The organism is Thauera propionica, assembly GCF_002245655.1.
GTDB classification, from domain to species: Bacteria; Pseudomonadota; Gammaproteobacteria; order Burkholderiales; family Rhodocyclaceae; genus Thauera; species Thauera propionica.
In genome coordinates, this window is record NZ_NOIH01000014.1 from 22,319 (window position 1) to 44,779 (window position 22,461).

The 22,461-nt window shown below is 67.6% G+C and carries 21 protein-coding genes; 13 read left to right on the plus strand and 8 right to left on the minus strand.

Going from position 1 to position 22,461, the window contains the following annotated elements; genetic code table 11:
* The first annotated feature begins 88 nt into the window (after positions 1 to 88).
* From hemP to CGK74_RS12245, 6 genes are read left to right on the plus strand one after another with little or no spacing between them, the layout of a single operon-like run.
* Positions 89 to 298: a hemin uptake protein HemP gene (hemP, locus tag CGK74_RS12220; RefSeq protein WP_240498710.1), complete on the plus strand. Its 210-nt coding sequence runs from the start codon at positions 89 to 91 to the stop codon at positions 296 to 298.
* A gap of 44 nt (positions 299 to 342) precedes the next feature.
* Positions 343 to 582, plus strand: a complete 240-nt coding sequence (locus CGK74_RS12225; RefSeq protein WP_094268757.1) for a (2Fe-2S)-binding protein — start codon at positions 343 to 345, stop codon at positions 580 to 582.
* Positions 579 to 1,058 carry a bacterioferritin gene (gene bfr, locus CGK74_RS12230; RefSeq protein ID WP_094268758.1) on the plus strand — a complete coding sequence of 160 codons (480 nt, stop codon included), beginning with the start codon at positions 579 to 581 and terminating at the stop codon, positions 1,056 to 1,058. The genes CGK74_RS12225 and bfr overlap by 4 nt, the downstream gene beginning before the upstream one ends.
* 42 nt (positions 1,059 to 1,100) lie before the next feature.
* The gene (locus CGK74_RS12235; protein ID WP_094268759.1) at positions 1,101 to 1,955 is read left to right on the plus strand and encodes an energy transducer TonB; all 855 of its coding nucleotides are present in this window, start codon (positions 1,101 to 1,103) and stop codon (positions 1,953 to 1,955) included.
* Between the two features lie 3 nt (positions 1,956 to 1,958).
* Positions 1,959 to 2,729 carry a MotA/TolQ/ExbB proton channel family protein gene (locus CGK74_RS12240; RefSeq protein WP_094268760.1) on the plus strand — a complete coding sequence of 257 codons (771 nt, stop codon included), beginning with the start codon at positions 1,959 to 1,961 and terminating at the stop codon, positions 2,727 to 2,729.
* On the plus strand, positions 2,729 to 3,160 hold the full coding sequence (locus CGK74_RS12245; protein ID WP_094268761.1) for an ExbD/TolR family protein: 432 nt from the start codon (positions 2,729 to 2,731) through the stop codon (positions 3,158 to 3,160). Before CGK74_RS12240 ends, CGK74_RS12245 begins: the two co-directional genes overlap by 1 nt.
* A gap of 69 nt (positions 3,161 to 3,229) precedes the next feature.
* Here CGK74_RS12245 and CGK74_RS12250 read toward each other — a convergent pair whose 3' ends face one another.
* Together CGK74_RS12250 and CGK74_RS12255 are read right to left on the minus strand one after the other, a co-directional pair.
* The gene (locus CGK74_RS12250; protein WP_094268762.1) at positions 3,230 to 3,646 is read right to left on the minus strand and encodes a Fur family transcriptional regulator; all 417 of its coding nucleotides are present in this window, start codon (positions 3,644 to 3,646) and stop codon (positions 3,230 to 3,232) included.
* 138 nt (positions 3,647 to 3,784) lie between these two features.
* Positions 3,785 to 4,780 (minus strand): cytochrome-c peroxidase, encoded by a 996-nt coding sequence (locus tag CGK74_RS12255; protein ID WP_094268763.1) that lies wholly within the window; start codon positions 4,778 to 4,780, stop codon positions 3,785 to 3,787.
* A 235-nt stretch (positions 4,781 to 5,015) separates the two neighbouring features.
* On the opposite strand from CGK74_RS12255, the gene CGK74_RS12260 reads away from it, so the two are divergent.
* The 7 genes from CGK74_RS12260 to CGK74_RS12290 all read left to right on the plus strand — a co-directional run bounded on the left by CGK74_RS12260 (position 5,016) and on the right by CGK74_RS12290 (position 15,753).
* Positions 5,016 to 6,320 carry an efflux RND transporter periplasmic adaptor subunit gene (locus CGK74_RS12260; RefSeq protein ID WP_240498711.1) on the plus strand — a complete coding sequence of 435 codons (1,305 nt, stop codon included), beginning with the start codon at positions 5,016 to 5,018 and terminating at the stop codon, positions 6,318 to 6,320.
* On the plus strand, positions 6,317 to 8,305 hold the full coding sequence (locus CGK74_RS12265) for a MacB family efflux pump subunit (protein WP_094268765.1): 1,989 nt from the start codon (positions 6,317 to 6,319) through the stop codon (positions 8,303 to 8,305). The genes CGK74_RS12260 and CGK74_RS12265 overlap by 4 nt, the downstream gene beginning before the upstream one ends.
* Before the next feature lie 17 nt (positions 8,306 to 8,322).
* Positions 8,323 to 9,735 (plus strand): efflux transporter outer membrane subunit, encoded by a 1,413-nt coding sequence (locus tag CGK74_RS12270; RefSeq protein ID WP_094268850.1) that lies wholly within the window; start codon positions 8,323 to 8,325, stop codon positions 9,733 to 9,735.
* 467 nt (positions 9,736 to 10,202) lie between these two features.
* Complete coding sequence (locus CGK74_RS12275) at positions 10,203 to 12,545, plus strand: TonB-dependent receptor (protein WP_206186244.1); 2,343 nt, start codon at positions 10,203 to 10,205, stop codon at positions 12,543 to 12,545.
* 130 nt (positions 12,546 to 12,675) lie between these two features.
* Complete coding sequence (locus CGK74_RS12280; protein WP_094268766.1) at positions 12,676 to 13,851, plus strand: DUF1513 domain-containing protein; 1,176 nt, start codon at positions 12,676 to 12,678, stop codon at positions 13,849 to 13,851.
* Between the two features lie 58 nt (positions 13,852 to 13,909).
* Positions 13,910 to 15,031 carry an alpha-hydroxy acid oxidase gene (locus CGK74_RS12285; RefSeq protein WP_094268767.1) on the plus strand — a complete coding sequence of 374 codons (1,122 nt, stop codon included), beginning with the start codon at positions 13,910 to 13,912 and terminating at the stop codon, positions 15,029 to 15,031.
* A gap of 38 nt (positions 15,032 to 15,069) precedes the next feature.
* Entirely contained in the window at positions 15,070 to 15,753 is a 684-nt protein-coding gene (locus tag CGK74_RS12290) for a Fe2+-dependent dioxygenase (protein ID WP_094268768.1), read from the plus strand.
* Between the two features lies 1 nt (position 15,754).
* On the opposite strand, the gene CGK74_RS12295 is transcribed toward CGK74_RS12290, so the two are convergent.
* The 6 genes from CGK74_RS12295 to CGK74_RS12320 are packed head-to-tail and all read right to left on the minus strand — an operon-like array spanning position 15,755 to position 22,375.
* Positions 15,755 to 16,261, minus strand: a complete 507-nt coding sequence (locus tag CGK74_RS12295) for a DUF3016 domain-containing protein (RefSeq protein WP_094268769.1) — start codon at positions 16,259 to 16,261, stop codon at positions 15,755 to 15,757.
* Positions 16,262 to 16,312: 51 nt separating this feature from the next.
* A complete protein-coding gene (locus CGK74_RS12300) occupies positions 16,313 to 17,617 on the minus strand; it encodes an NnrS family protein (protein ID WP_240498712.1) in 1,305 nt (434 codons plus the stop codon).
* Between the two features lie 13 nt (positions 17,618 to 17,630).
* Positions 17,631 to 18,497 (minus strand): ABC transporter ATP-binding protein, encoded by an 867-nt coding sequence (locus CGK74_RS12305; protein WP_094268770.1) that lies wholly within the window; start codon positions 18,495 to 18,497, stop codon positions 17,631 to 17,633.
* On the minus strand, positions 18,494 to 19,285 hold the full coding sequence (locus CGK74_RS12310) for an ABC transporter permease (RefSeq protein WP_094268771.1): 792 nt from the start codon (positions 19,283 to 19,285) through the stop codon (positions 18,494 to 18,496). Before CGK74_RS12310 ends, CGK74_RS12305 begins: the two co-directional genes overlap by 4 nt.
* Positions 19,282 to 20,313 carry an ABC transporter substrate-binding protein gene (locus CGK74_RS12315; protein WP_094268772.1) on the minus strand — a complete coding sequence of 344 codons (1,032 nt, stop codon included), beginning with the start codon at positions 20,311 to 20,313 and terminating at the stop codon, positions 19,282 to 19,284. Before CGK74_RS12315 ends, CGK74_RS12310 begins: the two co-directional genes overlap by 4 nt.
* 1 nt (position 20,314) lies before the next feature.
* Complete coding sequence (locus CGK74_RS12320) at positions 20,315 to 22,375, minus strand: TonB-dependent receptor plug domain-containing protein (protein WP_094268853.1); 2,061 nt, start codon at positions 22,373 to 22,375, stop codon at positions 20,315 to 20,317.
* Positions 22,376 to 22,461 lie beyond the last annotated feature (86 nt).

The window sequence follows — 22,461 nt, forward strand, 5'->3', positions numbered from 1 at the left end:
GAACGCCTGCGCCGCGAGACGTGGTGCGATTGACGCGATCTCGCGTCCGTGATGTAATGCGAATCGTTCTTATTTTTGTAATCAGATCATGTCGATCAGCCCGTCCGACTCGCCCTCCTGCGCAGAACCGGTTCATGCCGGCACCTCCTCGGTGCGCACCTCGCAAGCAGGCGGGACAGGTCCGACGCTGTCGAGCGAGGCTCTGCTGGCAGGCCGCACGGCAGTGACGATCGAGCATCTGGGCGAGCGCTACGTCCTGCGCGCAACGCGCTCCGGCAAGTTGATCCTGACCAAGTGAAGCGCCCGCGCGACCGGGCAGAATCCAGCAACGAGGCTTAAACTATGTACGTCTGTGTGTGCAATGCCGTCACCGAACGCCACATCGTTGCCGCCGTGCGCGAGGGCGCCACGACCCTGCGCCATTTGCGGCGGGATCTCGGCGTGACGGCCGAGTGCGGTCGTTGCGCGAAGTGCGCGCATGACTGCCTTCGGGCGACTCTGGCCGAGCACACCAGTGAGCCCGCCGCGACACGCCCCGTGTTCGCGCGGCCTACGTTCCCGCTCGCTCTGGAGGCGATATGAAAGGCGACAAGAAGGTCATCCAGTTCCTCAACAAGCAACTCACCATCGAGCTGACTGCGATCAACCAGTACTTCCTGCATGCGCGCATGTACAAGAACTGGGGCTTCACCCGCCTCGGCAAGCATGAGTACGAGGAGTCGATCGAGGAGATGAAGCATGCCGACATGCTGATCGAGCGCGTGCTGTTCCTCGAGGGCCTGCCTAACCTGCAGAACCTCGACAAGCTGCTGATCGGCGAAAACGTGCCCGAATGCATGCAGGGCGACCTCAAGCTCGAACTCGGCGGTCGCGCCAACCTGATCGAAGCGATCGCCTACTGCGAGTCCTGTAAGGACTACGTGTCGCGCGAGCTCTTCGAGCACATCCTCGAGGACACCGAAGAACACATCGACTACCTCGAGACCCAGCTCGGCCTGATCGACAGCGTCGGCCTGCAGAACTACCTCCAGTCACAGATGGAGCCCAGCGCTTCCTGACCCTGACCACGCGCGCCCCACCGGGCGCGCGTTCAATTGCCGATGACCTCCGCTGCCCACGCGCTCCCGCCGTTGCCACTCTATCCGCCCCCCGATCCACGTAAGTACCGGCTCGAGTCCGTCGGCGCCTCCGTCCGGCTGCCGGGAGCGGGCCTGCGTCTCACCCGTGGCACCGGCACCCAGCGTGCGGGCGTGGCGGCCCTGGTCGTGTTCGCGCATCTTGCCGGTCTGGCAACGCTGGCCCATCTGGCGACGCGCCCCGTCGTGGTACCGGAACTGACGAGCATCACACTCGCACTGATTCCGGCCGAGCCCGCCGTCCAGCCGGTTTCGCCGGCGCCGGTCGACGTTCCTCCCCCACCTGCGCCACCTGAACCCAAGGTCGAGAAGGTCGAGCCGCCGAAACCTCTGCCGCCCAAGCCCGCAGCGAAACCGAAACCCCGTCCGGCGCCAACGCCGAAAGTCACGGAGTCACCGACCGCCCTGACCGAGAACACACCCGCGCCCGAGCCCGAGCCCAGCCCGCCGGCTCCCGCCGAACCTGTCGCCGCGGCACCAGCCACTCAACCCACGGCACCAGCTGCCGCCGCGCCGGCCGCGGCAGCGCCGATCACGGCGGCACGCTTCGATGCGGCCTACCTCAACAACCCGGCACCCGCCTACCCCATGCTGTCGCGCCGTCTGCGCGAGGAAGGCCAGGTCATGCTGCGCGTCCTGGTGTCGCCCGACGGCCGGCCGAACCGTATCGAACTGCGTACCAGCTCGGGTTCCGACCGCCTCGACCGCGCGGCCGAAGAGGCCGTCGCACGCTGGCGCTTCGTGCCGGCCCGCCAGGGCGACACGGCGGTCGAAGCCTGGGTGCTGGTGCCGATCGTATTCAAACTCAAAGGAAACTGAACGATGGAAACAACGCAGGCCTTCGGCCTTGCTCACCTGTGGGCGCAATCCGATGCCGTGATCCGCGCCGTCGCGCTCATGTTGCTGGTGATGTCGATCACCAGCTGGTATCTCATCATCGCCCGCGGCCTGCGCCAGTTGCGCGCACGGCGCCATGAAGGCGCGGTGGAAGCCTTCTGGACGGCACCGGACCTGGACAGTGGCCTCAAGCGTCTCAGCACCCAGGCACCCGACTCGCCCTTCGAAGCCCTCGCACAGCAGGGTGCGGCCGCCGCACAGCACATCCGCCGCCACACCGCCAGCGAAACGCTGGGTGGCAAGCTCGATGCCGACGAAGTCATCACACGCGCGCTGCGCAAGTCGATCGCGCTGTCGACGGCGGGCCTCGAGTCGGGCATGACGGTGCTCGCCTCGATCGGCTCCACCGCCCCCTTCGTCGGCCTGTTCGGCACGGTGTGGGGCATCTACCACGCGCTGGTCAACATCAGCGCCTCGGGCATGGCGACGCTGGACAAGGTTGCCGGCCCCGTCGGCGAAGCACTGATCATGACCGCCTTCGGCCTCTTCGTCGCAATCCCGGCCGTGCTCGCCTACAACGCCATCACGCGCGCCAATCGCGTCGAACTGTCCGAGCTGGACGCCTTCGCGCATGATCTGCACGCCTGGTTCTCGACCGGCGCCCGCATCGCACCAGTGACCGCGCAGGCAGCCAACGATCGCTCGCCCGCCAAGGTCGTGGCGCCGATCGGCGGGACGGCCAACGGAGCCGCATGATGGCCTTCGGCGGCTTCAACTCCGGGGACAGCCGTCCCCTGCAAAGCGAAATCAACATGGTGCCGCTGATCGACGTCATGCTGGTGCTGCTGATCGTGTTCATGATCACTGCACCGCTGCTGACGCACTCGGTCAAGATCGACCTGCCGCAGGCCTCGAGCCAGCCCACGCAGGAGAAACCGGAAACGGTGTCGTTGTCGATCAACGGCGAAGGCAAGCTGTTCTGGAACAACGACGCCCTCGACGACGCGGCCCTGCCGGCACGCCTGAAGGCCGCCGCCGAACAGAAGCCGCAGCCGGAGCTGCACCTGCGAGCCGACCGCGAGACGCGCTACCAGAAGCTCGCCGAGGTGATGTCGCTGGCACGCGAGGCGGGCATCGAGAAGATGGGCTTCATCACCCAGCCGAGCAGCGAGCCGGACGTCCGATAGTTCGCGGACGGAAGGAAGAAAAGGAACGCGGCCGCCCTTGTGGCGGCCGTTCTACATCCGGCAGCGCGTTCAGCCGCGCTTGCCGCGCACCCGGATGATCACGTCGACCTGCTCGAGTTCGATGCCCTCGGGCAGATGCGGCACGCCGACGACGGTGAGTTCGTCCGCCGCGACATCGCGCACTTCACCGGTATCGACGTCGTAAAGGTGGTAATGCGGGTCGGTGTTCGAATCGAACACCACCCGGTCCGGATCAACGATCAGTTCGCGTACCAAGTTCTTCTCGCGGAACAGGCGCAGCGTGTTGTAGACCGTGGCGCGGGAGGTGTCGGGCGCATTGACGCGCACCCGCTCGAGCACCTGATCGGCCGACAGATGCACCGGGCGCGCGAACAGGACGCGTGCAATCTCGATGCGCTGCTGGGTCACGGGGACGCCGACGCTGCGCAGGCAGGCAATCGCGTCTTGAGTGCTATGTAGGTTCATGTCTCTCTCTGGGCCCGTCCGGGTCTTGTCTTGTCTTCGGGACGAATGCGAAGCAGCTTCAAGTCTACGCCCGCCATTGCGTCCGTGCAAAAAAGCCCGGCCCTCCTTGAGGAGTCGGCCGGGCTCTTATTGCAAGGCTTACTGCCAGGGATTCGGCTTCGGCGTCGCGTTGGACGACGGCGGCAGGATCGGCATCACGAAGGTCGGCTGGTCGCCGGTCAGCGTCTTCAGGAAGGCGACGATGTCGGAGATCTCCTGTTCGCTGTACTTGCGACCCAGTTGCAGGCGGCCCATGAGCTCCACCGCCTGTTCCAGCGTCGCGGCTTCGCCGTCGTGGAAGTACGGGTAGGTGAGCTCCACGTTGCGCAGTGTGGGCACCTTGAAGTTCATGCGGTCTTCATCCTTGCCGGTGACGCCCGCACGGCCTTCGGCCGGGTTGTTCGTCTTGTACGGCTCGAACAGACCCATCTTCTGGAACGAGGTACCGCCGGCCGCCGGACCGTTGTGGCAGGCCACGCAGCCGCTTTCCTTGAACAGGCCATAGCCGGCGAGTTCGCGGTCGTTCAGCGCCTTGTCGTCGCCCTTCAGCCACTGGTCGAACGGCGAGTTCGGCGTGACGAGGGTTTCCTCGAAGGCGGCGATCGCCTGGGTGATCTTGTCGATGTTGATGTCGGCCGAACCGAACACCGACTTGAACTCCGCCACATAGCCCGGGATGGTACGCAGCGTGCCGACGGCGAGGTCGTGGGTGAAGGCCATCTCGCCCGGGTTGGCGATCGGGCCACCGGCCTGCTCCTTCAGGTCAGCCGCACGGCCGTCCCAGAACTGCGCCACGGCCAGGCTGGAGTTCAGCACGGTCGGCGAGTTGATCGGGCCCTGCTGCCACTTGTCGCCGATCGAGGTCTTCAGGTTGTCGCTGCCGCCCATCGACAGGTTGTGACAGGAGTTGCAGGAGATGAAGCCCGAGCGCGACAGGCGCGGATCGAAATATAGCTTCTTGCCCAGCTCGACCAGTGCCGGGTTGGTGACCTTGGCCGGCTGGATCGGCTGGATCGGTTCGTCGCGAACCGACGCGGCCCAGGCGGTGCCGGCCACGGCCAGCGCGGAAGCAATCGCAATCGCCTTCAACTTCATGGTGTTCTCCTTGCTTGATTGAAGCCTTGTTTTGAGACTGTTTTAGACTTGATCTAAATTTGACGCCCATTAGACCCGTGCTTGCAGCCGGCTTTCTTGATCCAGATCAGAAGTCGTGCGTGGTCCGATCGGTGGCTTCAATACGATACAAAGGCGCGTGCAGCGAACGTCTATGCTTGGCCCACTGTCTTCCAGAGGCCACGCGACGGCCCCTCCGACCTTTCCAAACGACACAATGACCCAATCCTCTCCCAACGCCCGCCACCGCGGCTTGCGCACCGGTATCGTCCTCATCGTGCTCGGCCTGGCTGCAACCGGCGCCTGGCTGGCCTGGCCGCAGCTTGTCGGCCGCAGCGATCCACTCGCCGCCTACCAGTTCGCCACCGTGCAGCGCGGCGACGTCGAAGATCTCGTGACCGCCACCGGCACGCTGCAGCCGCGCGATTATGTCGATGTCGGCGCCCAGGTTTCCGGCCAGCTCGAGAAGATCCATGTCGAGGTCGGCAGCGAGGTGAAGGAAGGCGACCTGCTCGCCGAGATCGACCCCACGGTCTACCGCGCGAGGGTCGACGCCTCGCGCGCGCAGCTGCGCAACCTGCGCGCCTCGCTGAAGGAGCGCGAGGCGCAACTCGCCCTGGCGCACATCCAGTTGCGCCGCCAGCAAGCGCTGATGGCCGAGGACGCCACCACCAAGGAGAGCCTGCAGACCGCCGAAGCAAGCGCCAAGTCGGCCGAGGCGCAGCTCGAGGCACTCGGCGCCCAGATCGAGCAGATCGAATCCACGCTGCGCGCCGACGAGGCCAACCTGCAGTACGCCCGCATCCTGTCGCCGATGAGCGGCACCGTGGTGTCGATCACCGCCCGCCAGGGCCAGACGCTCAACACCAACCAGCAGGCGCCGGTGATCCTGCGTGTTGCCGACCTCAACACCATGACGGTGCAGACCCAGGTGTCGGAAGCCGACATCAGCCGCCTCAAGCTCGGCATGGACGCCTACTTCACGACGCTGGGCGGTGGTGGGAAGCGCTGGCAGGGCAGACTCGAGAAGATCGAACCGACGCCGACCGTGACCAACAACGTGGTGCTCTACAACGCACTGTTCGACGTGCAGAACCCCGACGGCCTGCTGATGACGCAGATGACGGCGCAGGTCTTCTTCGTCGTCGCCCAGGCGAAGGATGCCTTGCTGGTGCCGATGGCGGCGCTGGCTCAGGGCGCCATCCGGCCCGCACCGGCGGCCGGCGGCGCCCGCACCGGCGGTGGCGCGAGCGGTTCGAACAACGGCGGCGGCGAAGCCTCTGGCGCCAGTCGCACTGGCGGTCCGCGCCCTGGCACATCGCGCGCCCCACTTTCGGGCGGCACGGTCAAGGTCCTCAACGCGGGCGGCGTGCTGGAGGAACGCAAGGTGCGCATCGGCGTATCCAACCGGGTGCAGGCCCAGGTTCTGGAAGGCCTCGAGGAAGGCGAGCGCGTCGTCGCCGGCCTTGGCAGCAGTGGCGCCGAAAGCAGCAACCGTCCGCAGATGCCGCCCAGACTATGAAGGCCGAACGTCTTCCACCGCTGGATTCGACCGCGTCGTCCACGCCCGCGTCGACCACCACGGCGCCGCTGATCGCACTGCAGGGCATCACGCGCAGCTTTCGCAACGGAGAGGTCGAGACCCAGGTGCTGCACGGCATAGACCTCGAGATCCACCCCGGTGAGTTCGTTGCTATCGTCGGCGCCTCCGGTTCGGGCAAGTCGACGCTGATGAACATCCTCGGCTGCCTCGACCGTCCGACCAGCGGCACCTACCGCTTCATGGGCGAGGACGTCGCCGGCTTCGACCGTGACGCGCTTGCGCGGGTGCGGCGCGAGGCCTTCGGCTTCGTGTTCCAGAGCTACAACCTGATCGGCGGTGCCACCGCGCGCGAGAACGTCGAGGTCCCGGCCGTGTATTCCGGCATGCCGCCCGACGAACGCCACCAGCGCGCGTCCGAACTGCTGTCGACGCTGGGGCTGGCCGAACGTGTCCACCACCGCCCCAACCAGCTCTCGGGCGGTCAGCAGCAACGCGTGTCGATCGCGCGCGCACTGATGAACGGCGGTCGCATCATCCTCGCCGACGAGCCGACCGGCGCGCTCGACAGCAAGAGCGGCGCCGAGGTCATGAAGCTGCTGCGCGAGCTGTCCGCCGCCGGCCACACCATCGTGCTGATCACGCACGAGCGCGAGGTCGCCGAGCAGGCGCAACGCATCATCGAGATCCGTGACGGCCGCATCGTCGCCGACCCCGGCCCGCGCCTGCCGCAGGCCCCTGAGCCCGACTTCGCCCCGCACATCGATCGCACCTCGCCGCTGTCGGACGTCGTCGAGGCCACCCGCACCGCGCTGCGGGCGCTGCGGGCCAACCTGTTCCGCGCCATCCTGACGCTGCTCGGCATCGTCATCGGCGTGGCCTCCGTAATCGCCATGCTCGCAATCGGTGACGGTGCCAAGCAGAAGGTCATCGACCAGGTCAGCGCGATGGGCACCAACCTGCTCACGATCCGCCCCGGGGCGCCCAATACGCGCGGGCGGGACGCGCCCGCGACGCTGGTGATCGAGGACGTGCAGGCCATCGCCGAACTGCCGAACGTGCTCGCCTCGGTCCCCGAGCAAGGGGGCACGATTACGGTGCGCACCGGCAACGTCGACCACCGCACCAGCGTCAATGCCACCTCGGCCGACTACGTCGTCGCGCGCAACTGGGCGCCCGCCGCCGGCACCTTCTTCAGCGCCGAGGACGAGGCGCGCTACGCCACGGTCGCCGTGCTCGGGCAGACGGTGGCCCGGGCCCTGTTCCCGGCCGGTGACGGCATCGGCCAGTTCGTGCTGGTGAACAACATCCCCTTCCAGGTGGTCGGCGTGATGACACCCAAGGGCGCCACGCCCTGGGGGCAGGACCAGGACGACATCGTGTTCGTGCCCTACACCACCGGCAGCCTGCGCATCACCGGCCAGCGCTTCCTGCGCAACGTCACGGTGGCGGTGGAGGACGTCGCGCAGATCGACGACACCCAGGCCGAGGTCACGAGCCTGCTGCTGGCACGCCACGGCGTCGAGGATTTCCAGATCCGAAACATGGCCTCGGTGATCGACACCGTGTCCGAGACGCAGAACACGCTCACCATCCTGCTCGGCACGGTGGCGGCGATCTCGCTGCTGGTAGGCGGCATCGGCGTCATGAACATCATGCTGGTGTCGGTGACCGAGCGCACGCGCGAGATCGGCATCCGCATGGCGACCGGCGCACGCATGAAGAACATCCTGCAGCAGTTCCTGATCGAAGCGCTGGTCGTGTCCGCCGTCGGCGGGCTGATCGGGGTGGCGGTCGGGCTGGGCAGTGCGGCGATCATCGCGCGCTTCGGCACCGCGGTGCAGTACTCGCTGACGCCAGTCGTGCTCGCCTTCAGCTGCGCCTTCCTCACCGGCCTCATCTTCGGCTACCTGCCGGCGCGCAAGGCCGCCCGGCTCGATCCCGTCGTCGCCCTGGCGTCGGAATGAAACAGAACGCCCCGCACATGCACTCCCTTCACGCCCACCCTCACCCTACCCACACCCCCATCGGAAAGCGCGTCGCGCTCGCCCTTCTCGCCGCAGGTGTCCTGGGCGGCTGCGCCATCACCGAGCCGGTCGTGCGCCCCGAACTCGCGCTGCCCGATCAGTGGTCCGAGGCCGCATCCGGCACCGCAGCGAAGCTTCCTGACACCTGGTGGCAGGGCTTCGGCTCGCCGCAGCTCGACGCACTGGTCGCCGAGGCCCTGCTCGCCGCGCCCGACCTGCTGATCCAGGCCGAGCGCGTGGTACAGGCCGAACTGGCATTGCGCCAGGCCGGCGCCTCGTTGCTGCCCTCGCTGTCGCTCGCCGGCGGCAGCGGCGTGCAGAGCGCGGAAGGTGACGAATCCGGCTCGACCAGCGTCAACCTAAACGCACGCTATGAAGTCGATCTGTGGGGCCGCCTGGCCGCAAGCCGAGACGCAAGCCGCGCCAACCTCGCAGCGACGCGCTTCGACCACGACGCGGCGCGCCTGTCGATGGCGGCCAACGTTGCCACGCTGTGGTTCCAAAGCCTGGCGCTCGAGGAACGCGTCGACATCGCGCGCCAGAACCTGACGATCGCCGAACGCGTGCTGCGCGTCGTGCAGGCGCGCTACGACAACGGTGCCGCGTCGGCGCTGGAGCTCAGCCAGCAGCGCAGCACGGTGCTGAACCAGCGCAAGGCCATCGAGCCACTCGAAGTCAGCCTGCGCCAGACGCGCTCGGCGCTTGCCACCCTGCTCGGGCGCAACCCGCAAGCCGGCTTCATCGCTGGCGAACGCCTTGCCGGGCTGCAGGTGCCCGCCGTCGGCGCCGGCCTGCCGTCCGAGCTGCTGCGGCGTCGTCCCGACATCGCCGCGAGCGAAGCCGGCCTCGCCGCCGCCGCCGCCAACCTGGCCGCAGCGCGCGGGGCGCTGCTGCCCAGCATCAGCCTGTCGGCCGGCGCTGCGACCAGCAGCGCGGAGTTGCTGTCGTTGGTCGGACGCAACAGCGTGCTCTCGCTGTCGGCCTCGCTGCTGCAGACGATCTTCGACGGTGGCCGCCTCGCTGCCGACGTCGACATCCAGCGCTCACGCCAGCGCGAGCTGGTCGAGACTCACCGCCGCACCGTGCTCGCCGCGCTGAAGGAAGTCGAGGACGCACTCGCCGACAGCGCCCGCGATGCTAACCAGGAAGCAGCCCAGCGCGAGATCCTGGCCGAAGCACAGCGCAGCCTGCGCCTGGCCGAACTGCGCTACCGCGAAGGCGCCGACAGCCTGCTGACCGTGCTGGATGCACAACGCACGCTTTTCTCCGCACAGGACCAACTGGCGCAGCTGCGGCTAGCGCGGCTGACGGACGCGGTCAACCTCTACAAAGCGCTCGGTGGCGGCTGGCAGGCGCCGAGCGACGGCTAGCCCGAAGCGGCTGCCACGGCCGAGCACTGCCCGGTACTGATCCGGCACACTCCTCAGCCATCCGGCCCACGCACATAGCGATGGTTTGCATGTTGTATTAATGCGAACTCTTCTCAGTCGCGTTGACACATGCAGCTCTCTTACTGAGAATAGTAAGCATCTGCAACAGCAGAGGTGGGATAGGTCGTCTGCGCTTCGCCACACGATCGATTTCCCGCCCTAGCCAGCCACTCCGCGACGTCGGATCAGCCAGCCAAGCCAGCCCTTCATCGCTTGACCCGGGGATCCGTACGTCCGATCACGGCGCACGCCACGAGCTGCTCGCCGTCTTCCCGCTCGACGCGGGCACCCACGCCATGCGGCCAGCCGTGCCGGCGTGAGCCGCTCGGCGAACACGGACTCGACATCCCCGCCAGGCCAGGGCTGATCACCCGAACGTTCTCGCAACCCGTGATCAGGAAAACTCGATGTCCATGAAGAACCCTCACGCCAGGCAGCCCGCATCGCTGCGCAAGCGCCCCGCCGCCATTGCCCTTGGCCTGTCGACTGCCGTGCTGATGCCGATGGCCGCCATCGCGCAGGAGCAGAAACCCGCCGACGAATCCAAGCTGGAGACCGTTAACGTCGTCAGCACTGCGCTCGAAGCCAACCCGAATGCCGAACCGGGCGTGCCCTACAAGGCGAAATACTCGGGCGACGAGCGCCACAAGCGTGCACTGGCCGATACGGCCCAGAACATCCAGGTCCTGACCAAAGCCCAGATCGAAGACTCCGGCTACACCGACCTGCGCGAGATCCTCGACGCCCAGCCCGGCATCACTCTCGGCACCGGCGAGAACGGCAACGCCTTCGGCGATCGCTACATCATCCGCGGCCAGGAGGCCCGCAGCGACGTCTTCGTCGACGGCCTGCGCGACCCCGGCATGACCATCCGCGAAAGCTTCGCCACCGAACAGGTCGAAATCTCCAAGGGCCCGAACTCCAGCTTCGCCGGCCGCGGCACCTCGGGCGGCGCGGTCAACTCGGTGACCAAGCAGGCCACCACCGACTACTCCTACACCCGCCTGTCGACCGGCTTCGGCACCGACAAGCACACCCGTCTGACGCTGGACACCAACCAGGTCGTCAACGAAGACCTCGCCGTGCGTGCCAACCTGCTGTACGGCTACGAGGAAGTGCCCGACCGCGCCCCGACCGACCGCGAGCGCAAGGGCCTGGCGCTGTCCGGTTTCTGGACCCCGACCGACGACCTCGACATCACGCTCGATTACTACGGCCTCGACGCGGACGACAACCCGGACATGGGCGGTTTCCTGGTGGGCGCCCTGCCCAATCGCAAGCCGGCCAAGAACGTCCCCGTCTATGCGCAAAAGCAGGATTTCCTCAGCTCCGACGTCGACATCTTTACCGCACGCCTGCGCTACCAGTTCGACCAGGACACGCGCATCACCAACCTGACGCGTTTCGGTCAGGCCGACAACGGCTACGTGACGACTGGTGCCCGCTCCGGCACCTTCGGTCGCAACGACCCGAACGCTGGCGCGTCGACGATCACCCTCAGCACCCACAACGGCTGGCAAGAAGTCGACTATTTCGTCAACCAGACCAACCTTCACCTGGACCGGGTCATCGGCGGCCTGAAGCACGAGTTCATCTTTGGTCTCGAGTACTCCAAGCACAGCGTGCTGAACGGCGTCTATAACATCACGAATTCGGGCCAGAACTGCATCACCGGCAACACCGCGACATCGAACAACGCCTGGTGCGCAACGGATGCGAGCGGCGCGGAGGTGAACGGCCTGAACACGCTGATGAACCGTCGCATCTCCAAAGGCGACTGGGATATCGACTGGAACGTCAAGACCGTGTCGCTGTCGGCCATGGACACGGTCGACCTGACCGACAAATGGACCGCTTTCGCCGGCCTGCGCTGGGATCGCTACGACTACGACACGACCGCCATCTCGCGCGGTGTATCGACCGACTACGCGTACTCCGACAGCCTGTGGAACGGCCACCTCGGCCTGACCTACAAGTTCCGTCCGGATGCCAATATCTACATCAGCTACGCCACCGCCAGCGACATCAACGGTGGCGAATCCGACGTCGGCTCCAGCTGCGGCTACGGCGGCATCTGCGTGGATAACGCAAACGGGGTCGAGATCGCCGACAGCAAGCCGGAGAAGACCCAGAGCATCGAGCTCGGCACGAAGTGGAACCTGATGGGCGAAAAGCTGCTGCTGTCCGCCGCGCTGTTCCAGATCACCAAGTCCGACGTGATGGAATCGGCACCGAGCGGTAGCGGCTACGAGTCCACCGGCGCGCTCAACACCGGCAAGAACCGTGTGCGCGGTCTCGAACTGGCCCTGACCGGCATGATCACGCCCAAGCTGACCGGCCAGGCCGGCGTGGCCTTCATGAAGTCGAAGATCCTCGAGTCGAACGTCGCTGCGAATGAAGGCAAGGTGCTCAGCAACTTCGCCGACAACACCGCCTTCCTCCAGCTGAAGTATCAGGCGACCGACAAGTTCTCCTTCGGGGGTGCAGCCAAGTACGAAGGCAAGAAATACGCCGGTCAACCTGACTCGGCCGCCGGCTTCGACGACCAGGGCCGTTACAGCCAACCGATCCCGTCATACACCGTGCTCGACCTGTTCGCCACCTACCGCATCAACAAGAACATGGACGTGCGCCTGAACGTGGGCAACGTGACCGACAAGGACTACTACGTTGCTGGTTACCGTTCGGGTTCCTTCCTCTACAAGGGTGACGCACGCAACGCCCGCGTGACCCTGAACTATGACTTCTGAGTCGTAGCGCTTTTCCCGGCCGGGCCGCGCCTCAGCGTGCAGCCCGGCCGTTTTCGTTTTGAACACTTTTGCCTGACTGACATTCCGCACAATTGGTCGGCGAGCCGACCCTCCGAGAGACGGAGCAACCATGCACGCCCAACCCACGCTTCACCTCGATCCCCCGCGTTTCAGCATCTCGCGTCGCCGCGCCCTTCAGACCCTGGCCGCCGGCACGGCAAGCATCGTCATGCCGCGACTGGCCCAGGCCGGACCGAGCGGGACACGCGCGGTCGTTGGGGCCGCCTGGCGCGGTCCGCGCGAGACCGACCCGAACTTCGCCGGCACCCTGATCGCCGACTGGGAGGCGCGCAAGCTCGGCTTCGGCTATGCGGTGCCGCTCCCGAGCCGGCCGCACGGACTGATGGCCGAGCCCGGTGGCGGGCTGCTGGTGTGCAGTGCCCGGCCCGGCACCTGGATGCTGCGTTGCGATGCGCAGGGCAAGGTGGTGCAGCAGATCGACGTGCAGGAAGAAGGTATGTGCCGTCTGGGCGGCCATGTCATCGCCTCGGCGGATGGCGAGCGCCTGTACACCACCGAAACCGATTTCCGAAGCGGCAAGGGCAGGATCGGCGTGCGCGACCGCCGCAGCCTGCGCAAGCTCGCCGAATGGGACACCCACGGTCTCGACCCGCACCAGCTGCTGCTCGACGCCCAGGGCCACCTGTTCGTCGCCAATGGCGGCATTCCGCGCACGCTGAGCGACAAGAAGGTCGACCTCCACCGCATGGACGCCTCGCTGGTGCGCATCGACACCGCCAACGGCGCCCTGCTCGGCCACTGGCGCATCGACGACCCGCGGCTGAGCCTGCGCCACATGGCCTGGAGCCGCCCGCCGCAGGACGGCGATGCCTTGCTCGGCATCGCGATGCAGGCCGAACACGACCTCGAGGCCGACCGTCGTCGCGCCCCGATCCTGGCCGTGTTCGATGGCGAGCACCTGAGCGTCCCGACGCAGGAGAACGACGGCATCGGCTACGCTGGCGACATCGCCCCGGCGCTGCATGACGGCTTCGCGCTCTCCAGCCACCAGGCCGACGTCACCAACCTGTGGCACCCCGGTCTGCCCGAGAAGATGCGGCCCATCGTGCAGCTCAAGGCGTCCTATGCACTGGCCGGCTGGCACGGCCCGCAGGACGGCGGCGGCGTGCTGGTCGCCACCGCCTACGGACTGGGCCGCTGGCATCCGAGCGCACCCGCCAACCTGCTCGCGTGGCCGGAGCCGATGGCGCTCGACAATCACTGGATCCTGATCGAGGAAGCCTGATCCACCGGGTACCGGAGCCTGCCGTCGGCGGCGCCCCGGTCACAGCAGGGCATATCGAATGAACGACACCACAACGCCGCGCCCACCCCTGTCACGGATTCCGCCCGACGTCCTGTGCGCACAGGATTACGAAGCGCTCGCCGCGCGTTTCCTGCCGGCCCCGCACCACACCTACATCGCTGGCGGCAGCGGCTTCGAAGGCACGCTGCGCGCAAACCGCGACGCCTTTGAGCACTTGCAGATCCTGCCACGGCTGCTGCGCGACGTGACCGCCGGGCACACGCGCGTCATGCTCCTCGGCCACGAACTGCGTCATCCGATCCTGCTTGCGCCGCTCGCCTTCCAGACCCTCGCCCACCCGCAAGGCGAACTCGACACCGCACGCGCCGCCGCAGCGACCGACGCCGGCCTGGTCGTCAGCACGCTGTCGGCCTGGCCGCTCGAGGACATCGCCGCCTGCAGCCGGGGCGAAAAGTGGTTCCAGCTCTACTTCCAGCCGCTGCGCGACAGCACGCTCGACCTTGTCCGCCGCGCCGAGGCCGCAGGCTATGGCGCACTGGTCGTGACACTGGATGCGGTCGTGCAGAGTCCCAGCCTTCGCGCACAGAGGGCAGGTTTCCGCATGCCCGACGCCGTGCGTCCGGGCAACCTCCTCCATCATGCAACGCCGCCACAAGTCGAACTCGAACGCGGCCAGAGCCTCATCTTCCAGGGCCTGATGCGGGAGGCGCCGACCTGGGATGACCTCGACTGGCTGATGCGTCACACCCGCCTGCCGGTCATCGTCAAGGGCGTGCTGCGTGCCGACGACGCGCTGGCGCTGAAGGCGGCCGGGGTTGCGGGGATCATCGTCTCCAACCATGGCGGCCGCGCCCTCGACGGCGTGCCAGCCAGCCTCGACGCGCTGCCTGCCGTGCGCGCCGCGGTCGGTGCGGACTACCCCGTCCTGCTCGACAGCGGCATCCGCGCCGGCAGCGACGTATTCAAGGCACTGGCGCTTGGCGCCGACGCGGTGCTGGTCGGGCGTCTGCAGGTCTTCGCCCTGGCCGTTGCCGGCGCGCTCGGTGTCGCCCACATGCTGAAGCTGCTGCGCGAAGAACTGGAGCTGTGCATGGCACTCGCCGGCTGCGCCACACTGCAGGAGATCACGGCGGACTGCGTCACCCACCGCCCCGCCTGAACCTCAGTCCAAACCCTGTCCTGTACGCGATTCACATCATGCTCATTTCAATCGAGAAGGTCCTGACCAAGGACGAAGTCCGCCAGTTCCGCCAGCACCTCGACCAGGCGCAGTGGGAAGACGGGCTGAAGACCGCCGGCACGCTCGCCAGCCATGTCAAGCGCAACCTGCAACTGGCGAACGGCTCGGATCTGGCCATCAGCCTCGGCAACCACATCCTGCGCAAGCTCGGGAGCCACCCGGAATTCATCTCCGCCGCCCTGCCGCAGCGCATCTACCCGCCCAAGTTCAACTGCTACCGCGGCGGTGGTACCTACGGCGCCCACGTCGACAGCGCCCTGATGACGGTGCCGGGCACCGACATCACCGTGCGCACCGACGTATCGGCCACCCTGTTCCTCGCCGAGCCGGACGAGTACGAAGGCGGCGAACTGGAGATCGAAGGTCCGTTCGGCGTGCAGACGGTGAAGCTCGAGGCGGGCGACATGGTGCTCTACCCTTCGACCAGCCTGCATCGCGTCACGCCGGTCACGCGCGGCGCACGCATTGCCAGCTTCTTCTGGATCCAGAGCCTGGTGCAGGACGAAGGTGAACGCACGCTGCTGTACGACCTGGACCAGTCGATCCAGGACCTGACAGCCTCAGGCCGCCCGGACGATCCCGACCTGCTGCGCCTCACCGGCGTATATCACAACCTGCTGCGGCGCTGGGCCCGGCCCTGAATCAACGCGGCGGTCGGCACAGCCGGCTGGCCGCCCAGTTCTCCAGCATCAGACGCTCGTAGGGCAGTGTTTCGCGCGCAGAGCGCGCACGTGCCGAATGAGCCAGGTAGTTCATGTCGGAGACCTGCTCGCGCCCCTGCACCACGGTCTGCCCACCCGCATCGATGAGCGCATACTCGAGTTCGATCCTCGGCCAGCTCACCTCGCGCAACACCCGCAACTCGACTGCGCTCGAGCGCGACCAATCGATGTCGCCAGCGAGATCCACCTCCCGCACCGTCACCGTCAGTCGTTCATCTTCCGCCACGCATTGCGCCATAGCCATACGCAAATGGCGTTCCAGCACGGTCAGGTTGCGGCCCCGTTCGGCATCGGATGCGCCGACGTCTGCATAACGCTCCGCATCGACGAAGCGGACCGTTACCTCGGCACTTGCGATGCCAGCAGCACAGGAAAGAAGTCCCGCTAGCATCATTGGCAAAAGCCGTCTCTCCGCATTCATCGGCATGCCCTCCTTCTCCGCAATGCCACCTATTGAGGAAACACGGCGCAGCGCGGCTCAAGCCGCGCCCGCCTCGTTCATCACTTCCTCGCAGCCCGTCCCCGAATCCGGCCGCGGGCCGACGAACACCGCGCCGAGGTAGCGCGCTGCAAGGCCATAGCCCAGCACCCAGGCGGCCACGCTCATCGCCTGCAGGCCGGCCACCGGCATCCCCGGAAGGCCGGCTGCCGCGCGTGCCAGCGCGGCGGCCACCAGCCCGGCCGCGGCCACCAGCACCCACGGCCGCAGATCCAGCTCATGGCCAGCGTGCGTGCGGCCGGCGATGCACAGCACGCCGAAGATCGACACGCCCATCGCACCGGCCGTCAGCAGGTGCAGTCCCGCGCTGGGCGCCACCGGCGCGCCAAGCAAGGACAGGCCGATCAGCGCGTAGCCCGCAGCCATGAGCCAATACACCGCGTAGAGCATGAAGGCCCAGCGCGACAGCAGGGCGCGGCCGACATGCCAGTCGTTGAGCAGGTTCAGCACCGCCGCCGCGGCCGCCAGCGCGACCCAGCCGGCAATGACCGAGCCGGGCAGCACGAACTCGACCACGGTGTACAGCGCCACGCCGAAGATGGCGAGATTGCGCCGCGGGGGGCGCGCACGATAGCCGGGCAGGTCGTCGTCCTCGCCGTGACGGCGGGTCGTGCCGCCATCACGGCGCAGGCGCTCGGCATCCAGCGCATCGTTGACGATGCGCATCGAGATGCGGCTGAGCGCGACCACGATCAGCACCATCATCACGCCGACGCCGGCCCGCACCCAGCGCATCGGATACGCGCCGCCGAGCGCATCGGCATGGAAACCCGCCAGCGCGATCCACATCGCACCCAGCCCCCACAGGAAGGCGAGGTGGCGCCGCTCGGGGTCGCGCCACAGCCGTGGCGCGACGATCACGATCAGCGCACCTAGAAAACCCACGTTGAGCAACGCGGCCAGCACCTCCCCCGCCAACCCCAGGGTTCCCGACAACCAGAACGCCAGGCGTGCCGCCGTCCACAGCAGGACCATGCCGATTGCGATGCGACGACCGAAGGCGGGCGTGGCGGTGAACTCGGGCACCGCCGTCAGCAGGAAACCCGCCACCGCCGCGAGCCCGAAGCCGAACATCAGCTCATGCGCGTGCCATACGACCGGGCCGCCGGGCACGGCCGGCACACCCAGCCCCGCAGCGAGAAAGCCCTGCCACATCAGCAGCAGGAGCACCGCATACACGGCGGTGGCGAGGAAGAAGGGGCGGAAGCCGCACATGAACAGCGGCCGTGCCGCCAGCCGGTCGAACAGCCGGCCGAACGGTTCGTGGTCGATGGGATGAGACATGGCTTTGTGCTCCTCAGCCGCCGCAACGCGCGCCGCCGCGCGCGCTCAGCACCGGCTCGGCCGGCACGACCAGGCGCAGACCCGACGCCGGACGCGTTGCCGCCGCGGCCTGCGGCGCGAGGTCGGCCGCAGGGGCCGCCACGGCAGGCGGCAATCCGAAGCTCTCGCGCACCGCCGCCGTCTGCAGCAGCTCGGCGGTATGGTGATAGACCCAGGCGTCGTCGCGGGTCGCCGCAGGCTGGCCAAGCGCGAAGCGGCACACGATGCGCCCGGGCTCGGGCGCCATCACCAGGATCGCGTCCGACAGCCTCACCGCCTCCATCAGGTCGTGCGTGATCATCAATACCCCCATGCCGCGCTCCGCCTGCTGGGCCAGCAGCAGGCGGTAGAGCTCTTCCTTGAGGCCGACGTCGAGCGCCGAGAACGGCTCATCGAGCAGCAACAGATCGGGCGCCAGCACCAGCGCGCGCGCGAGCGCCACCCGGCTCTGCATGCCGCCCGACAACTGGTGCGGAAACTTGTCGAGGTCGCGATGCGCCAGACCCAGGCGCAGCGCCAGTTCGCGCGAGCGGAACTGCCGTTCGTCGCGCCCGACGCCGACTGCCTTGAGGCCGAGCGCGATGTTGTCGATTGCCGTCTTCCACGGCAACAGGCGCGGTTGCTGGAACATGAAGGCGGTGGTCCCAAAGCGGTTCGACACCTCGCCCTCCTGCACCGTCAGCAGGCCGGCCGCCAGGTGCAGCAAGGTGGTCTTGCCACAGCCCGAGGGACCCACCAGCGCCACCACCTCGCCCGCGCACACGCGAAAGTCGATGCCTGCCAGCACCTCGTCGCGCGCGAAGGCGTGCGACAGGCCACGGACGCGCAGTTCGCCGCTCATGCGCCCTGCTCCCGCCAGCGCTCCACCTCGCGCTTGACCGGCTCCAGCACCAGGTACTCGACGGCCAGCAGCAGGCCGACCACCGCCGCAATCCAGGCCATCGTGGCCGCCGTGTCGAGATGCGAGCGCGACACGGCCAGCGCCGCGCCCACGCCGTCCTGGGTGGCGAGCAACTCCGCCATCACCACCACCTTCCAGGCCGTGCCGAGCGCAGCGATCCAGGCGGGGAACAGGTAGGACACCACGTGCGGCAGATAGACATCGAGGAACATCATGCGGCGCGGCAGGCGAAAGGCCTCGGCCATGCCGCGCAGCTGGTTGTCGAGCGTGCGCGTGCCCTGCAGCGCGCCGATGAAGATCACCGGAAAGGCGGCGACGAACACGGTGAACACCGGCGTGCCGTCGCTGGCGCCGAACCACAGCATCGCCAGCACCAGCCAGGCGATCGGCGGCGTGCCCATCAGCACGGTCACGAGCGGGCGCGACATCATCGACGCGGTCATCGACAGCCCCGCAACAAGACCAAGCACGCTGCCGGCCAGCACCGACAGGGCATAGCCCGAGAGCGCGCGGCGTGCGGTGGCGGCGAGTTCCGGCCAGGCGGCGCCGCTGTCGATCAGGCCCCACAGCGTGGCGAAGGCCGAGCGCGGGTCGGGCATCACCAGCGGGCCGTAAACCAGACTGACCGCCTCCCAGGCGGCCAGCAGCAGGAACAGGCTGGCGATCGCACCCCAGCCGCTCCACAGGTAGGCGGGCAAACCAGCCAGCCAGGCACGCAACAGACTCATGGCTTCGCGGCTCCGCCATAGAAGCCATCGTCGGGCAGCTTGCCGCCGACCAGCGCCGGATTCTTCTTCACCAGCTGGCCGAACATGAACTCGAGCTCGGCGCGCGCGGCCTGCACCGGCACCGCCTCCATCTGGCTGACCGCGATCGAGTCGGCCACCGCCTCGGGCGTCAGCAGGTCGATGCGGGCGGCGACGCCGCGGCCACAGGCCTCCGCGTTGGCGCGGCACCAGGCCAGCGAGCGGGCATATTCGGCCTCGATGCGTGCAACCACGTCCGGACGCTCGCGCAACGCCCCCATCACCGCGATGCCGGCCTGCGGAATGCGGGTGGCGCGCGCGAACACCCGGCCCCATTCCTGCTGCAGGTCAACGCTGCGATGCAGCTCCGGCGCAATGACGCTGATCGGGAAGGAGCCCGTCTTGCGCAGCGCCATCGACACCGCCGGCTCGGCCAGCAGCGCGTGGTCGACGCGGCGCATCACCAGCAACTGCATCGCGTCGATCGGGCTGGCGACGTAGCGCAGGCTCAGGTCCTTGCGGACGTCCATGCCCTGCTGCTCGGCGAGCAACTGGAACACGATGTCGGGCATGTCGCCGCGGAAGGGCATCGCCAGCTCCTTGCCGCGCAGGTCGGCAAGCGACTTGAGCGCCGGGTCGCGCGACACCAGCCACAGCACGCCCCAGGTCGACACGTTGAGCATCCGCAGCTTTGCGCCGCGGTTGTAGAGGTTGGCGGCGACGTTGGTCGGCATCGCCAGAATGTCGGCGCGGCCGTCGAGCGCCATGACGCGCAACTGATCGGGGTCGCGCCAGGGCACGAACTCGACAACCTCGGCAACGTCGGCCAGCGCACCGGAGTCGACCATGTGGATCAGCGGATTCGACACCGCCGCCGAAGGACCGGCAAGCGTCAGCCTGGGCAGCTTCTGCGCGTCGGCGGTGCCGGTCACGACCAGGAATGCGAGCACCACGCACGCGTGCAGCAGGAACCGGCTCCAGCCGGGCAAGGGTGGGCGTGGTGCCTGCATGTCAGAAACTCCCGGAAAGGCTCAAGGTGATGCCGCGGCCCGGCGCCGCCAGCTCCTGGCCCGAGACGCCGTCGGTCAGGTGCTCGTGGTAGCGCTTGTCGGCCAGGTTGTGCAGGCCGACTGCCAGCGTGGCCGCGTCGAAGGCGCCGACCGCGCCGAAACGCCAGCCCAGCTCGGCGTCGGCGGTGACGAAGCCGGAGGTCGCGTCCTCGGTGCCATTGGAGAACTTCGTCGCGATGCGATCCTGCTCGGCAACCGCGCGCAACTGCGCGCGCCAGTAGAAGCCGCGCTCGGCCGGCTGGCCGATGCCCAGTGTCAGCTCGGGTGCCGGCATCTGGTACAGCGGCTCGTCGTCCTGATGGTTCTTGCCACGCAACCAGGTGAAGCCGGCATCGGCGACGTAGGCGCCCACTGGCGCGCTGAGACTGCCTTCGACGCCGTAGATCGTGACCTTGTCGAGGTTCTCGGTGCGCTTGAGCGGCAGTCCCGTGCCCGGATGGGACGCACCGGTGATGCGTCCGGCGATGTAGTCGTCAATCCGCGTGTAGAAGGCCGCCAGCTGGTAGTTCAGCCCGGCACCTGCGCCCTTGAGGCCGAGTTCGAAGCTGGTCGAGACTTCCGGGTCGAGTTGCGGGTTGCCGACGTGGTAGTAGCCGTCGCCACGCGCCGAATCCTCGAAGCGCTCACGCATGTCCGCGGCGCGGTAGGCGCGGCCGACGTTGGCGTAGGCGTTGAGGTTGTCGGTGAGGGGATGGACCGCCCCGAGCGACCACGACAGGTTGTTGTCCGTGCTGTCCAGGCCGGTCGTCTGGGCCGACGGCCCCGTCCCCTTCTGCGCCGCGTCACCGCTGACGCGGTCGTAGCGCAGTCCGGCAACGATGCGGGTGGCGCCAAGCGCGAACTCGTCCTGCACGAACACGCCCACCGCCTCGATCTCGCCATCCGAGAACGGATCGTTGCGCACGTTGTTGTTGAAGAACGGCGCGTTGTTGTCCATGTAGCGCTCGGGATCGCCCTTCATGCGCCAGGTTTCGGCCCCGACCGTCAGCAGATGATCCGAGCCGACCGGGAACACGTACTTGGCGCGCGCGCCGTCGGTCGTGAAGGAGACGTCGTTGCGCACGTAGTCGCGACCGAGGTTTTCGCCGCGGGCACGGATCTGGCGGAACACTTCCTGGCGATAGATCTCGGCCGACAACTGCCCTTCGCCGAGCTTCGCATCGACGCCCAGTTCGTAGAGCTCGCGGCGCTGCTCGGGCGAATGGATGGTCGCCACGCCGAGCGGACGCGGAATGCCCGCGCCGGTGCGGGCCGAGCCCGGATACCACACGTCCTCGTCCTCATGACGCTGCAGATTCAGACGCAGGCTGACATCGTCGGTCAGGCGATGACGATACTTGGCCAGCAGGGTGTCGGACTGGTAGCCAGTCCGGTCCTCGCGCCCGTCGGGGCTGCGGTAGTCATCCACGTCGCGCCCGGCCACACCCAGCACCAGCGCGTGATCGGCGTTCGAACGCTGCACCAGCAGCGCACCGGCCACGCCCTTGTCGACACTGCTGAAGCGCACGCCGGCACGGCCGCCCATGCACTCCTCCGCGGTAAAGGCGGCCTCGGGCGTGAGCAGGTTGACGACCCCGCCCATCGCACCGCTGCCATGCAGCACCGAGCCCGGCCCCTTGACGACCTCGACACGGTCGAGCAGCCCGAGATCCATGAAGGACGCGATCGCCCCCTGAGGCTGGGCCGAGTTCACACGCAGGCCATCGACCATGACGACGACGCTTTCCTTCTTGAGGCCGCGCAGCACCGGGTTCTGTCCCCAGGCACCGTCGGACTGGGTCGCCAGCCCCGGCTTGCCTCGCAACAGATCACCGACGACCGTGGCGCCCGCCGTGGCCGGACGCAGGACCTCGATCGCCTGAGGTGTCTCCTGCACGTCGGCGGCGTAGCCTTTGGCGGTCACAACCTGCTCGCCGAGCACGGTTTCACCTGCGGCGAGCAGGGATGGTGCGAAAGAGACACCCAGCAGTGCCAACGCCATTGCGCGCATGCGCAGTTCCATGAACAACTCCATCGAGTAGTCGAGCTGGCTGGCGACGGCTGGCTTGCCCGGGATGATTCGGATCAGGTGGGACAACTTTACTTGAA

Bases quoted from the DNA above. Each gene is read 5' to 3' on its own strand.
- hemP (WP_240498710.1), top strand. From the start codon at position 89: ATGTCGATCAGCCCGTCCGACTCGCCCTCCTGCGCAGAACCGGTTCAT.
- CGK74_RS12225 (WP_094268757.1), top strand. From the start codon at position 343: ATGTACGTCTGTGTGTGCAATGCCGTCACCGAACGCCACATCGTTGCC.
- bfr (WP_094268758.1), top strand. From the start codon at position 579: ATGAAAGGCGACAAGAAGGTCATCCAGTTCCTCAACAAGCAACTCACC.
- CGK74_RS12235 (WP_094268759.1), top strand. From the start codon at position 1,101: ATGACCTCCGCTGCCCACGCGCTCCCGCCGTTGCCACTCTATCCGCCC.
- CGK74_RS12240 (WP_094268760.1), top strand. From the start codon at position 1,959: ATGGAAACAACGCAGGCCTTCGGCCTTGCTCACCTGTGGGCGCAATCC.
- CGK74_RS12245 (WP_094268761.1), top strand. From the start codon at position 2,729: ATGGCCTTCGGCGGCTTCAACTCCGGGGACAGCCGTCCCCTGCAAAGC.
- CGK74_RS12250 (WP_094268762.1), bottom strand. From the start codon at position 3,646: ATGAACCTACATAGCACTCAAGACGCGATTGCCTGCCTGCGCAGCGTC.
- CGK74_RS12255 (WP_094268763.1), bottom strand. From the start codon at position 4,780: ATGAAGTTGAAGGCGATTGCGATTGCTTCCGCGCTGGCCGTGGCCGGC.
- CGK74_RS12260 (WP_240498711.1), top strand. From the start codon at position 5,016: ATGACCCAATCCTCTCCCAACGCCCGCCACCGCGGCTTGCGCACCGGT.
- CGK74_RS12265 (WP_094268765.1), top strand. From the start codon at position 6,317: ATGAAGGCCGAACGTCTTCCACCGCTGGATTCGACCGCGTCGTCCACG.
- CGK74_RS12270 (WP_094268850.1), top strand. From the start codon at position 8,323: ATGCACTCCCTTCACGCCCACCCTCACCCTACCCACACCCCCATCGGA.
- CGK74_RS12275 (WP_206186244.1), top strand. From the start codon at position 10,203: ATGTCCATGAAGAACCCTCACGCCAGGCAGCCCGCATCGCTGCGCAAG.
- CGK74_RS12280 (WP_094268766.1), top strand. From the start codon at position 12,676: ATGCACGCCCAACCCACGCTTCACCTCGATCCCCCGCGTTTCAGCATC.
- CGK74_RS12285 (WP_094268767.1), top strand. From the start codon at position 13,910: ATGAACGACACCACAACGCCGCGCCCACCCCTGTCACGGATTCCGCCC.
- CGK74_RS12290 (WP_094268768.1), top strand. From the start codon at position 15,070: ATGCTCATTTCAATCGAGAAGGTCCTGACCAAGGACGAAGTCCGCCAG.
- CGK74_RS12295 (WP_094268769.1), bottom strand. From the start codon at position 16,261: ATGCCGATGAATGCGGAGAGACGGCTTTTGCCAATGATGCTAGCGGGA.
- CGK74_RS12300 (WP_240498712.1), bottom strand. From the start codon at position 17,617: ATGTCTCATCCCATCGACCACGAACCGTTCGGCCGGCTGTTCGACCGG.
- CGK74_RS12305 (WP_094268770.1), bottom strand. From the start codon at position 18,497: ATGAGCGGCGAACTGCGCGTCCGTGGCCTGTCGCACGCCTTCGCGCGC.
- CGK74_RS12310 (WP_094268771.1), bottom strand. From the start codon at position 19,285: ATGAGTCTGTTGCGTGCCTGGCTGGCTGGTTTGCCCGCCTACCTGTGG.
- CGK74_RS12315 (WP_094268772.1), bottom strand. From the start codon at position 20,313: ATGCAGGCACCACGCCCACCCTTGCCCGGCTGGAGCCGGTTCCTGCTG.
- CGK74_RS12320 (WP_094268853.1), bottom strand. From the start codon at position 22,375: ATGGAACTGCGCATGCGCGCAATGGCGTTGGCACTGCTGGGTGTCTCT.